We start from the raw sequence: 11,974 nt of genomic DNA, 5'->3' as shown, positions 1-11,974 counted from the left end.
TTTCCGGCGGCAAGGATTCGTACACGCTGCTGGATATCCTGCTTTCGCTGCAGGCCAGGGCGCCGGTGCGCTTCGAGCTGATCGCGGTGAACCTGGACCAGAAGCAACCGGGTTTTCCCGGGCACGTGCTGCCGGATTACCTCACCGCGCGCGGCGTGCCGTTCCACATCATCGAGCAGGACACCTACAGCACGGTGACCCGGGTTATCCCCGAGGGCAAGACCATGTGCAGCCTGTGCTCGCGCCTGCGGCGCGGCGCGCTGTACCACTGGGCGGCGGCCAATGGCATCACCAAGATCGCGCTGGGCCACCATCGCGACGACATCCTGGGCACGTTCTTCCTCAACCTGTTCTACCAGGCACAGCTCAAGGCGATGCCGCCGAAGCTGCGCTCGGACGATGGCCGTCACGTGGTGATCCGCCCGCTGGCGTACTGCAAGGAAGCCGATATCGCGGCGTACGCCGAGGCGCGCGGATTCCCCATCATCCCGTGCAACCTCTGCGGCTCGCAGGAAAACCTGCAGCGCAAGGCGGTCAGGCGCATGATGGAGGACTGGGAGAAGACCCAGCCCGGCCGCAGCGAGAACATCTTCCGCGCGCTGGGCAACGTGTCGCCGTCCCAGCTCGCCGACCGCAACCTGTTCGACTTCGCCGCGCTGGGCGCGCGCGAAGGTGTCGCCCGCGCCGATGCGCATCAGTGGCTCGCCGGATCGCCGGACGAGCCGTGACCCCCACCTACCAGTCGAGTAACGCCGTGTCGCACTTTGCAGCTGTTGAAATGGTTCCTGGCGATCCGATCCTGGGACTTTCCGAGGCCTACGTGGCCGATACCCGCCCGGGCAAGGTCAACCTGGGCGTGGGCATCTATTACGACGAGCAGGGCCGCATCCCGCTGTTGCGCGCCGTGCGCGAAGTGGAGCAGGCGCTGGCGCTGGAAGCGAAACCGCGCGGCTACCTGCCGATCGACGGCTTGGCCACCTACAACGTCGCCACCCAGAAGCTGGTGTTCGGCGAAGATTCGCCGTTGCTCGCCGCCGGCCGCGTGGCCACCGCGCAGACCATCGGCGGCAGCGGCGCGCTGCGCATCGGCGCGGACCTGCTCAAGCAGGTGCTGCCCACCGCCAAGATCGCCATCAGCAACCCGAGCTGGGAAAACCACCGCGTGGTGTTCGGCTCGGCCGGCTTCGAGGTGCTGGCCTACGCCTACTACGACGCCGCCACGCACGGCCTGGACTTCCCCGGCATGCTCGCCGACCTCGGCAAGCTGGAGCCGGGCACCGTGGTGCTGCTGCACGCATGCTGCCACAACCCGACCGGCGTGGACCTCAACGCCGAGCAGTGGCAACAGGTGGTGGACCTGGTGAAGGAGCGCAAGCTGTTGCCCTTCATCGACATGGCCTACCAGGGCTTTGACGAAGGCATCGACGCCGACGCCACCGCCGTGCGCCTGTTCGCCGCGTCAGGCATCGAGGCCTTCGTGGTCGCCAACTCGTACTCCAAGTCGTTCTCGCTCTACGGCGAGCGCGTGGGCGCGCTGTCGGTGGTGGGCAAGGATCGCGACGAGGCCGCGCGCGTGCTGTCGCTGGTGAAGCGCACCATCCGCTCCAACTATTCCAGCCCCTCCACGCATGGTGGCGCGCTGGTGTCGGGCGTGCTCAACAGCGCCGAGCTGAAGGCGATGTGGGAGCAGGAGCTGGCCGAGATGCGCGAGCGCATCCACGCCATGCGTGCCGGCATGGTGGAAAAGCTGGCCGCGGCGGGTGCGCCGCAGTTCGCCTTCATCCAGGAGCAGGCGGGCATGTTCTCCTACTCGGGCCTCAGCAAGGCCCAGGTGGACCGGCTGCGCGAGGAGTACGCCATCTACGCGGTCGGCACCGGCCGCATCTGCGTGGCAGCACTCAATCGTGCCAACCTCGACACGGTGGTGAACGCCGTCGCGGCGGTCAGCCGCTGAGCTCCAGGGCCACCCTTTAACCACTACGCGTCATCCCGGCGCAGGCCGGGATCCAGCGCCTCAAGGCGTGAGAAGGCGGCGTCGCATCATGGCGCGCCTCGTCTCTGGATCCCGGCCTACGCCGGGATGACGAGCAAAAGCACAGGTACCGAATGTTCTTTCGCAATCTCACGCTGTTCCGTTTTTCCCCCGCTGTTGCCGAAGACCTGAATCGCCTCGACGAGGCGCTGGGCGAACATCGCCTGCGTCCGTGCGGCCCCATGGAAATGGGCACCAAGGGCTTCGTGCCGCCGGTGGGGCGTGGCGACGAGGCGCCGCTCACCCATGCCGTCAACGCCTGCACCATGGTCACCGTGGGCAGCGAGGACAAGCTTCTCCCCGGTTCGGTGGTAAACGACGAACTTGCGCGCCGCGTGCAGAAGATCGCCGAAGAAGAGGGCCGCAAGGTCGGCGGTCGCGAGCGCAAGCGCCTCAAGGAGGACGTGCTCAACGAGCTGGTGCCGCGCGCCTTCATCCGCAGCTCGCGCATGCGCGCCTACGTGGACAAGAAGCTGGGCTGGCTGGTGCTGGACACCTCCAGCCGCAAGTCGGCCGAAAACGCCCTGACCCAGGTCCGCGAGGCGCTGGGCAGTTTCCCGGCGGTGCCGCTGGCGCCGGAAGAAGGCCCGCGCGTACTGATGACCGACTGGCTGGCCAACGGCAACCTGCCGGCCGGCCTGGCCCTGGGCGACGAGGTGGAGCTGCGCGACCCCGCCAGCGCGACCGGCGCCATCGCCAAGTGCCGCCGCCAGGACCTGGACAGTGAAGAGGTGAAGGAGCACCTGCGCAACGGCAAGCAGGTATTCCAGCTGGGTCTCACCTTCGATGAGCGCATGAGCTTCGTGCTGGGCGAGGACCTGATCGTCCGCAAACTGAAGTTCCTGGACGTGGTGACCGATGAACTAGGCGACAGCCACCCGGACGCCGCCGCCGAGGCCGACGCCACCTTCGCCCTGCTGACCCTGGAGCTGGAGCGCCTGCTGGGCAAGCTCGAAGAGTGGTTCGGGTTGCCCCGTCCCGCCGAGGGCTGAGCCCGCCCGCCGTCCCTTTCCCGCTGAGACGGGAAGGGGACGCCTCCCGCCAAACCGTCACCGGCTCGTCTTGCGAAGCCTGCATGCTCCCCCCACATTTGGTGAGGGACACTAGTCGGCCTGGACGCCACGTAGTCGCAGTAAGGCGGGGATATGACGCAGCATCTCGAAGGCGATTGGCTGGAACTGGCCACCGCAAGCGGAAGTACCATCCGCGTGCTCAAGGCCGCGCATCCGCGCGCGCGTCGCCTGCGGCTCACCGTGACGCCCAAGGGTGCGCGCGTGTCGTATCCCCATGGCACGCATCCGGCGCAGGTCAGCGCTTTTCTTCGTCATCACGCCGACTGGCTGGAACGCAAGCTCGATGAGCTGCACCTCATCGTCAAGCCGTTGCCCCCGTTGCGTGTCGGCGTGCCCACCGAATTTCCCTTTCGTGGCGAAACCGTGCAGCTGGATTGGGCCGATGGCCCGTACCCGCGCGTGGAGGCAGGCGAGGGCACGCTCACCCTGGTGATTCCCCGCCCGCACACGCGGGCGTTGCCGGTGGCGCGCGGCCTGCTCGCTTCGTATTTCGAAGGACAGATCCGTCGCGATGTCTCGCGCTGGCTCGCCACCTACGTCCCCATGCTCGGGCTCGCGCCCACCGCCTTGCGCGTGCGTCCGATGAAGAGCCTGTGGGGCAGCCTCGATACGCGTGATCGCATCAATCTCGATCTCGCCCTCGCGCTTGCACCGCCCAATGCACTGAAATACGTGCTCGCGCACGAGCTCTGCCACCTCAAGGTGCGCAGCCACGCGCCGCGCTTCTGGGCGCAGGTCGAAGGCCTTTTTCCCGACTGGCGCGAACAACGCGATTGGCTGCGCTTGAACGGTGCATGGCTGAAGACCGAGCTGGACCGGTTGATCGCCGACGTCGCCGATTGAGCAGGCTCGTTGTATTTAGCCAGTGCGCATTCCGTGCTCGCCTCAGGGCAAGGCGAGCGAACATTCCGCTTGCGCAACAGACGCCGACCACCAGCGCGGGACCTTATGGACTGCCGGTCGCGCCGGTGAACCTGGGCTTCAAGGATTGAGTGTCGGCGCGTTCGCTTCCAGTCAGCGAACCGCGCTCAGTAAAGCAGGCGTGCGCTCAGCTGCATCTGCGTTTGAGCAAAATGCGTGGGAAGGCCCAGCGCCTTCAATTCAGAGCGATCGCCGATCACCCGCAGGACTTCGCCGGTAACGCGCAACCACGCGCGTGGGCGCCAGTTGAGCGCGGCAGTCACGGCGTTGCCGCTTTCGCCCCGGCCTGTAGGCGAGCCGTTGACGCGCTTGCCGGTACTGAAATGTTCGACGCGCAGTGCAGGGCGCCAGGCTCCCAGGTTCCAGCCGACGAGCAGGAAGGCGGAGCGAAAGCGGGTTTCCACGCCAAGGCCGGGCACGGGATCGATCCGGGTGCCGCCGTCCATGGCCTGCGCGATCCAGGTCACCGCACCGGTATCGGTGCGGGCGCCCAGGCTCCAGAAATACGTATGCCAGGCGAACACGTCCGCCGAGCCCTCGTACACGGTGTGCGCCGCGGGATCAGCGCGATTGTCGTAGCGCATGAGCTGCACCTGGCCGTAGCCGGGTGCTTGCCACGCGAGGTTCGCATACCAGCCCCAGCGCCCGTCGATTTCCTGGAACGGGTTGTAGCGCGTGTGATCGGGGTCGCCGAAGACACGTGCGTACGCGTCGGGCACGCGCAGCTTGCTGCCCATGCCGTAGGTGAGGTCGCTCACCGACCAGCCGCGATCGGCGAGCAGGGTGCCCGTCGGATCATTGTCCTTGAACAGCGCACCCGACAGCGCGAGCGTCTGCCTCTTGCCGCGCCATTCGAGCTGGCCCTGTGCGCCGATCGCGCGGAGTTCTTCGCCCACCCAGCTGTTGATGGCCGATGGCGTAAGCGTCCACGGGCTGGTCCAGCCGACGCCGTCGTTCTCCAGCGAGACCGGTGGCATGAAGGCGCCGACCTTCACGGATGCACGCCATGGCGTGGTGGAGACAGGCCGATAGCGCAGATAGGCTTCGATGACGTCGAGCGTGCTGCGGTCGGTGGTCTGGTACTGCACGTCGGCGAACGCAAGCCACGACGGCGTGGCCTGGATGGCGATGGCGACGGCCGCGCCACCGAACCGCAGGCCATCGTCAGCCGTGCCATAGCGTGTCTTGCCGACGCCGCCCCGCGTCCAGCTCGTCATGTCGGGTGCGGCCACCAGGCGCGCGTCCAGGTAGGCGTGGACGGTGATGTCCTGCGCATTCGCCAGCGGTATTGCCACGAGCGCGATGAGCATGAGCGCCGCGCGGACGCGCCGCTTCATGAGTGCGAGCCCACCGTGTATTCCGCGACGAAGCTGGCGAAGCGATCGGCCGGCATCGCGGCGGCGATATAGTGGCCCTGCGCGTAGTCGCATCCGGCTTCGACGAGATAGGCCAGCGCCACTTCATCCTCGACGCCTTCGGCGGTCACGCTGTAACCCAGGCGATGCGCCAGTTCGATGATCGAACGCACGATCAGCCTGTCCTCGATCTCGGTACCCAGCCGTTGCACGAACATCTTGTCGATCTTCAACTCGTGCACCGGCAGCCGGCGAAGATAGGCCAGCGACGATTCGCCCACGCCGAAGTCGTCGATGGCGATGCACACCCCGAGATCGGAAAGTTCGCTAAGCACCTGGATGGCCACGGCCGGCTCGCCGATCACGGCGCTTTCGGTCACTTCCAGGCGCAGCCAGCGTGGCTGCACGCGATGCAGGGCCAACAGGTCGCCGATGCGCCGTGGCAGGTCCTGGTCGTGCAGATCGCGCGCGGACAGGTTGACGGCCACCTGCACGTGCACGCCTTCGGCGGACCAGCGCTGCAACTGCGCCACGGCATTGGCGAGCGCCCAGCGCGTCACGCGGTGGATGTTGCCGGTTTCTTCGGCGAGCGTGATGAAGGAGTCCGGCGCCACCGGCCCGAGTCGCGGATGGCGCCAGCGCAACAGCGCTTCGCCGCTTTCCACGATACCGTGCCGCAGGTTGAGCTTGGGCTGGTAGTGCAGCGTGACTTCGTTGCGCGAGATCGCCGCGCGCAGATCGCCCATCAGCGAGAGCCGTTCCGGGCTGTGCGGGTCGTTGCCCGCGTCGTAGAAGGCCACCGCCTCTGGCGTGCGCAACGCGGCAAGCAGCGCCACTTCCGCGCGCTGCAGCAGTGCGCTGGCGGTGTGCGCATGGAATGGAAATTCGGCGATGCCCACGGCCGGCGTCGCATCGACCGAAATGTCCGGCTCCTGGTAAGGCTTGTTGAGCACTTCCAGCAGGTGCAGCGCCTGCGCGACCACATCGCCGCGATCGGCGCCCGGCAACCAGACCAGGAAAGCGGTATCCGACGCGCGTGCCACCAGCCCCGTGGTGGCCGCGCCGATGCGCAGCGCCGCATCGCGCATGAGCCTGTCGCCCAGCGCATGGCCGACCGTCTTGATGATCTCGGGCATGCGCGTCAGGCCGACCATCAGCAGCGCACCGCCGGTCTGTTCCTGCAGGTCTTGCTGGATGGCGGCTTCGGCGGCGTTGCGGTTGGGCAGTTCGGTCACCGCGTCGTGCAGGGCCTGGAAGCGGATGCGTTCCTCGCGTTGGCGGATCGCCTGGGTCATGGTGGTGAAGGCGTCCGCGAGTTGGCCCAGTTCATCGCTGCGGTCGACGCGTGGCGGCAGGCTGTAGTCGCCGCGCTCGATGCGGCGCACCGACGCGGCCAGTGCTTCCACCGGTCGCGAGATGCCCCGCGCGATCAGCCATGCGCCCATCAGGCCGACCAGCAACCCGAGGGCGAGCAGCACGAACCAGGTCGACAACACCGAGCGATACGGCCGCAGCGCGTCGTCGAGCGAATAGGCGATCAGCGCCTGCACCGGCGTGCCGTGCGGTTGCAGGCTCAACGGACGCGAGAGCACCAGGTACTCCCGGCCGTCCACGCGTTCCAGCACGGGCTCGCCGCCGAGGGGTTGTCCGGCCAGGCCGTCGAGCAGGTCGGCGCGCGTGTTGCTGCGGGCCAGCGTCTGCCAGTGCGAGGCGCCCGACGGCGCGATGAGCTGGATGTCCGTCGGAAGCGTGGAGTGCCGCAGCATGCGCGCGAGGAAGGCGTCGTCCATCGGGATGCCCGCGGCCACCAGCGCCACCGGCTGCGGTGCATAGATGGGCACCACCACCATCCAGTAGGCCTTGCCATCCAGCGCCACCACGGCCGCGGTGCGTTGGCTGAAGGCGCGGTCGAGCATGTCGGGGAAGGGAAAGCGCTGCAGCGTGGCGGTGCCGGCGGTATCGGCCTGGATGGAACCATCCAGGCCCACCATCAACATGCGCGTGGCATCCACGCGGCGGCCGTGGTTGCGCAAGACCGACAGCACCGTGTCCTGGTCGTGCTGTGCAATGGCGGCGCGCAACGCGTAGTCGAGGGCAAGGATCTGCACGCTTTCCGCCACGCGGGCGGATACGTCGTCGAGCTGGCTGACGAAGGCATCGGCTGAAACGGCCAGCTGGCGCTCGCCTTCGGCAACCAGCTGGTGGCGCGTGATCTGGGTAACCAGTACGGCTGTCACCAGCTGTATCGCGACGATGGTCGTCACGACGAACAGGGTGAGCCGCATGCGGAACCCGGGTGCACGCATGGCGCGTCAGTACTCCATGTGCTCGCGATCCATGCGCGTGCGCGGGTCCGGCAGCAGCGGGAGCGTCACGCTGAGCGGCGGGGCCGAGACGTTGTCGGAGATCTGGACCACTTGCGTGAGTTCCGCGCGGCCGGGATGGAGTTGCGGGTGCCACACACGCAGCGTGTAGCGTCCGGGCGGCAGCGACGGGAAGCCGATCACCCCGTCCGGCCCCGAGACGCCGATGTTCGGCGCGTCGGAGACGTAGAGGTAGGTCAGCATGTGGTCGTGGATGTTGCAGCCCACGGCGGCGATGCCGGGCTTGTCGAGCATGAGCGGTTCGGATTTTTCACCGGGCGCGAGCACGAACTCGAACGACTTCACCGCCGAAAACGAATAGACGTGGTGGCGCGTGGCGTCGCTGTTGCGGAATACGACGGCATCGCCGGGACGCAGCACCTGCACGTAGGGGACGAAGGTCTCGTCCTTCTGGTCGACGATCTTGGTGGCCGCCGGCGCGCGAGGGGCAGGGGCAGGCAATGGCGCATCGGGTATGAGCGTGGCCACGGCGTCGCCGACAGGACGATGGGCATCGTCCTGGACGCGTACCGACCATTCCCCCGCCGACACAGCCCTGACGGCCAGCAGCGCCGAGGCGATGACTACGCCAAGCAGCCAACGCATAGGTACATCCCAGATTTCCCCTCGGCAAGCCTACACCAGCACGGGGGCGGGGCAAACGCAGCCGACGGCCCAGGTGGCCGCCGGCCGGGAGGGGGTGCGCGGGCTCAGTGCGAAATGACGAAGCCGGTCAGGATGCGCGCGGTTTCCTCGGGCTTTTCGAGGATGGGCATGTGGTTGCAGCCGTTCAGCGTGCTGGTGCTGATCGCCTGTGCCGTCTTCAGGCCGTTGCGCAGGCTGTCCAGCGCCGAGATGTCGATGATCTTGTCGTCATGGCACCACAGGCCCAGCACCGGCATGCCGAGGCGATCGAGCCGGTTCTGCAGGGACAGGTACTGCGAGGGCTCGCGCAGCTCGTTGAAGCTGCGATCGATGAAGGCGCGGCTGGCCTGGTTGCGCTTGATCAGCACATCCTCGAAGCGGCCGGGGATATCCAGCGGCTTGGCGAAGGCCCACGCCGTGGCCTTGGCGAATTCTTCGCGGTTGTCGAAGACGAAGGGATTCTTGCCGGCCAGCGCGAGGCGGGAGAAGTCGTTTTCGTTGGCCTTGAGGCCGAATGAATCGAGCAGGGCCAGTTCGGCCACGTGCTCGGGATGTTCCGCGGCGTACACGCCGGCAATGGCGCCGCCCATCGAGTGGCCGACCAGCACCACCTTCTGCATGCCCAGCGTGTCGATGAAGCCCTGCAGCCGCGTCACCTGTGCATCGATGTTGTAGCTGGCGCCTTCGACGCGCGTCGACTCACCCCAGCCCGGCAGGTCCGGCGCGATCACGTGGAAATGCGGCGTGAGCTGCTCCATCTGCTTGAGCCACACTTCCTTGCTGGCGGCGAAGCCGTGCAGCAGGACGAGGGTAGGGCCCTGGCCGCCCTCGAAGTACACCCATCTGGTATCGCCGACCTGCACCGAGTGTTTCTCGACGTGGGCGGCCATCATCTGGCGCTTGACGTCGGCGCTCATCAGCCACTGCGGCGCGAACAGGTAGGAGCCACCCAGCACCACGGCCAGTACCAGCGCCACGTAGGCGAGGAACCTGAGCCGGCGCATCAGCAGCCGCTGCCACAGCGGACGCGCGGCAACGGGAGTCTTGGGGGAGGAGGGAGTGGACTTCATGGATGGCTCTTATGGGAAGGTCGCGACCGTCGATGGCGGCGCGCGCCTCCTTTTGCAAGGAGGCGCGCGTGGCGCTTACTTGCCGCCGTTCTTCTTCGCCTTGGCGAACACCGACTCCACCGCCTGCTGCGTCATCGGGTGGTAGCCACTCTTGGCCTTGGCGTAGACCTGCTCGGCATAGGCGAGGCCTTCCGGCATCTTGGCGAAAGCCTTGTACAGTGGCATGGTGAGGTACAGGCGGCCGATGCGCGCCATGTGTTCGGCGGCGGCGTTCCACACGTCCTTGTCGCCGGCGGCGATGGCGTGGCTGTACCAGCGCATGCCGATCTCCGCGTTGGGCGTGCCGGTGAGGTGCCAGGCGGCATCGATCTGCTTGATCTTGTCCAGCGGCGTCACGTCCGGCAGGCCATCGAGGAAGTACATCCATTCCTGGGTGTTCCAGCCCTTCGCATCGAGCTTGTCCGCCGCCAGCGAGCCGGCGAGGAAGGCGGCGCGCTCCTTGTCGATCGCGTTGAAGCGCGGCGAATCCGGCAGCGGCGCATCCTTCGGGATGCCCGGCTGGTACACCCACTGCTTCACTTCGTCCCAGCTCATCTTGCCCGGGTTCTTGTCGAAGAGGTTGGCCTTCAGGTAGTCCAGCATCTGCTCGGTATCGATGCTCTGGAATGCGAAGTGCGCGAAGTAGCCCTTGAGGTAGGCGTCGAAGGTCTCGCGCCCAAAGCGCTGCTCCAGCGTGCGCAGGAACCACGAGCCCTTGTCATAGGCCACATCGGACAACGCATCGTCGGCGCCGACGCCGCGCGGCTCGGGCGTGAGCTTCTGCGAGTTGGCCGGCATCTCGTTGATGTGCTTCTGCAGCGCGCGCGCCGAGATCAGGGCTTCCTCGTCGGCCAGCGCCTTGCCGTAGACCGCCTCGGTGATGCGGCCCTGCACGTAGGTGGTGAAGCCCTCGTTGAGCCAGATGTCGCGCCACGCGGCGCTGGTTACCAGGTTGCCCGACCAGGAGTGGGCCAGCTCATGCGAAATCACCGACACCAGGCTCTTGTCGCCCACCAGCAGCGTCGGCGTGGCGAAGGTCATGTTCGGGTTTTCCATGCCGCCGAACGGGAACGACGGCGGCAGCACCAGCAGGTCATAGCGGCCCCAGGCGTACGGGCCGTACAGCGTTTCCGCCGTCTTGATCAGTTTCTCGGTGTCCTCGAATTCCTTCGCGGCCTTGCCGGCCACGCTCGGTTCCGCATAGACGGCCGAACGCGGACCGGTTTCCTTCGCCGCGATGTCGCCCGCGCCGATGGCGAGCAGGTATGACGGAATCGGATGCGGCTGCTCGAACGAATAGTCGCCGTTGAGCGGATGCCTGGCGTCGTTGAGCGCACTCATCACCACGCGCACGTCCTTCGGCGCGGTGACGTGGGCCTTGTAGGTGAAGCGGATGGCCGGCGAATCCTGAAGCGGCACCCACGAGCGCGCATGGATGGATTCGGACTGCGAGAACATGAAGGGCAGCTTCTTGTCGGCCGTCTGCTCGGGCGTCAGCCATTGCAGGCCCGAGGCGGTCGGCACGGTGGAGTAGACGATGCGCACCTGCGCCGGATGCTGCGGCGTGGCGATGGTGAGCTTGCTGCCCAGCTCCTTGTCGCGCGGCGCCAGCGCGTACTTCAGTGCGCTGGCCTTGCCGGCGGCATCGACGCCTTCCACGCTGGCGATCTTCAGGTCGCGCGTATCCAGCACCAGCGACTGCGCCTTCGGATCCTTCCAGTCCAGCTTCAGCGTGGCCGTGCCATCGAGCTGCTTGTGGGGGAAGTCGATCTTCAGGTCGAGATCCAGGTGGGTGACGCGCACCTGGTCGGGCTGGGCGTAGGAATGGGGGTCGGCCGCGAAGGCGCTGAGCGGCAGCACCAGGGCACCGACGGCGAGGGCGTGGAGAGGACGCATGGGAGAAGCTCCATCAGCAGGAGCGCGGAGTATGCCATCGCCGGGCTGTCGCCCGCGGGTGCGGATGGTCACCCCGTGGCCGGCATGGCCGCACGCCATCGCCCGAAGCCACTCGGCCCGACGAGGGCGGTTACCGGGGAAGACTCATGGCGTCGAGCTGGCGGCGGCCGGTGCAGGCTTCCGTGACGCGGGGTTCTGCATCGCGCGGATGTAGTCGACGACGTCCTGCTTGGACACCGTACCGCGCTTGGCCTTGTCGATCTCGTCGAAATGCGCGCGGATGAACGGCACCGGGCCCTTCGCCGCCTCTTCCTTGGTCAGCACGCCGTCGTGGTTCTTGTCGGCGATATCGAAATTCTTGACGGCAACGTCGGCCTGGGTGGCCAGGTAGCCGGCGCCGATCTGGGCGTGGGCCGACGCAGCGACCGCAAGGGCGCAGACAGCGGCGAGCAGGTGGGTGTGGCGCATGGTTCCGTCTCCCTGAACGAGTGCGCGGAGTATGGCACCGGGGATGTGAGCGGATCGTGCGGTTGGGTGAGTCGCAAGAGTGATAGCGCACTGGGTGCGCTACTCAACTCCG

Annotated in this window: 10 protein-coding genes; 4 read left to right on the top strand and 6 right to left on the bottom strand. The window is 67.1% G+C overall.

Annotated elements, in window-relative coordinates:
• From ttcA to JMF82_RS20530, 4 genes are all read left to right on the top strand, one after another.
• Positions 1-728, top strand: a 728-nt coding sequence (gene ttcA / locus JMF82_RS20545) for a tRNA 2-thiocytidine(32) synthetase TtcA (RefSeq protein ID WP_201316390.1), incomplete at its 5' end; no start/stop codon positions are given.
• Positions 729-754: 26 nt separating this feature from the next.
• Positions 755-1,954, top strand: a complete 1,200-nt coding sequence (locus tag JMF82_RS20540; RefSeq protein WP_201316391.1) for an amino acid aminotransferase — start codon at positions 755-757, stop codon at positions 1,952-1,954.
• Positions 1,955-2,106: 152 nt separating this feature from the next.
• The gene (locus JMF82_RS20535; protein ID WP_201316389.1) at positions 2,107-3,024 is read left to right on the top strand and encodes a recombination-associated protein RdgC; all 918 of its coding nucleotides are present in this window, start codon (positions 2,107-2,109) and stop codon (positions 3,022-3,024) included.
• A 153-nt stretch (positions 3,025-3,177) separates the two neighbouring features.
• On the top strand, positions 3,178-3,948 hold the full coding sequence (locus JMF82_RS20530) for a SprT family zinc-dependent metalloprotease (RefSeq protein ID WP_201316388.1): 771 nt from the start codon (positions 3,178-3,180) through the stop codon (positions 3,946-3,948).
• A gap of 185 nt (positions 3,949-4,133) precedes the next feature.
• Here the strand turns inward: JMF82_RS20530 and JMF82_RS20525 are convergent, their stop codons facing one another.
• The 6 genes from JMF82_RS20525 to JMF82_RS20500 all read right to left on the bottom strand — a co-directional run bounded on the left by JMF82_RS20525 (position 4,134) and on the right by JMF82_RS20500 (position 11,862).
• Complete coding sequence (locus JMF82_RS20525) at positions 4,134-5,363, bottom strand: hypothetical protein (protein ID WP_201316387.1); 1,230 nt, start codon at positions 5,361-5,363, stop codon at positions 4,134-4,136.
• Positions 5,360-7,687, bottom strand: a complete 2,328-nt coding sequence (locus JMF82_RS20520) for an EAL domain-containing protein (protein ID WP_201316386.1) — start codon at positions 7,685-7,687, stop codon at positions 5,360-5,362. Before JMF82_RS20520 ends, JMF82_RS20525 begins: the two co-directional genes overlap by 4 nt.
• A 6-nt stretch (positions 7,688-7,693) precedes the next feature.
• Positions 7,694-8,350, bottom strand: coding sequence for a methylamine utilization protein (locus tag JMF82_RS20515; RefSeq protein WP_201316385.1), 657 nt, complete (start codon positions 8,348-8,350; stop codon positions 7,694-7,696).
• Positions 8,351-8,454: 104 nt separating this feature from the next.
• Positions 8,455-9,459, bottom strand: a complete 1,005-nt coding sequence (locus JMF82_RS20510; protein ID WP_201316384.1) for an alpha/beta fold hydrolase — start codon at positions 9,457-9,459, stop codon at positions 8,455-8,457.
• A 75-nt stretch (positions 9,460-9,534) separates the two neighbouring features.
• Positions 9,535-11,394 (bottom strand): M1 family metallopeptidase, encoded by a 1,860-nt coding sequence (locus JMF82_RS20505; protein ID WP_201316383.1) that lies wholly within the window; start codon positions 11,392-11,394, stop codon positions 9,535-9,537.
• A 144-nt stretch (positions 11,395-11,538) separates the two neighbouring features.
• Positions 11,539-11,862 carry an EF-hand domain-containing protein gene (locus JMF82_RS20500; RefSeq protein ID WP_201316382.1) on the bottom strand — a complete coding sequence of 108 codons (324 nt, stop codon included), beginning with the start codon at positions 11,860-11,862 and terminating at the stop codon, positions 11,539-11,541.
• Between the last annotated feature and the right edge of the window lie 112 nt (positions 11,863-11,974).

It is taken from the genome of Dyella sp. EPa41 (genome assembly GCF_016586165.1).
GTDB lineage: Bacteria > Pseudomonadota > Gammaproteobacteria > Xanthomonadales > Rhodanobacteraceae > Dyella.
This window is presented reverse-complemented; position numbering and strand designations above follow the sequence as displayed.

Excerpts from the sequence above, each read along its gene's own strand:
- JMF82_RS20535 (WP_201316389.1), top strand. The coding sequence starts at position 2,107 with ATGTTCTTTCGCAATCTCACGCTGTTCCGTTTTTCCCCCGCTGTTGCC.
- JMF82_RS20530 (WP_201316388.1), top strand. The coding sequence starts at position 3,178 with ATGACGCAGCATCTCGAAGGCGATTGGCTGGAACTGGCCACCGCAAGC.
- JMF82_RS20525 (WP_201316387.1), bottom strand. The coding sequence starts at position 5,363 with ATGAAGCGGCGCGTCCGCGCGGCGCTCATGCTCATCGCGCTCGTGGCA.
- JMF82_RS20520 (WP_201316386.1), bottom strand. The coding sequence starts at position 7,687 with ATGCGTGCACCCGGGTTCCGCATGCGGCTCACCCTGTTCGTCGTGACG.
- JMF82_RS20515 (WP_201316385.1), bottom strand. The coding sequence starts at position 8,350 with ATGCGTTGGCTGCTTGGCGTAGTCATCGCCTCGGCGCTGCTGGCCGTC.
- JMF82_RS20510 (WP_201316384.1), bottom strand. The coding sequence starts at position 9,459 with ATGAAGTCCACTCCCTCCTCCCCCAAGACTCCCGTTGCCGCGCGTCCG.
- JMF82_RS20505 (WP_201316383.1), bottom strand. The coding sequence starts at position 11,394 with ATGCGTCCTCTCCACGCCCTCGCCGTCGGTGCCCTGGTGCTGCCGCTC.
- JMF82_RS20500 (WP_201316382.1), bottom strand. The coding sequence starts at position 11,862 with ATGCGCCACACCCACCTGCTCGCCGCTGTCTGCGCCCTTGCGGTCGCT.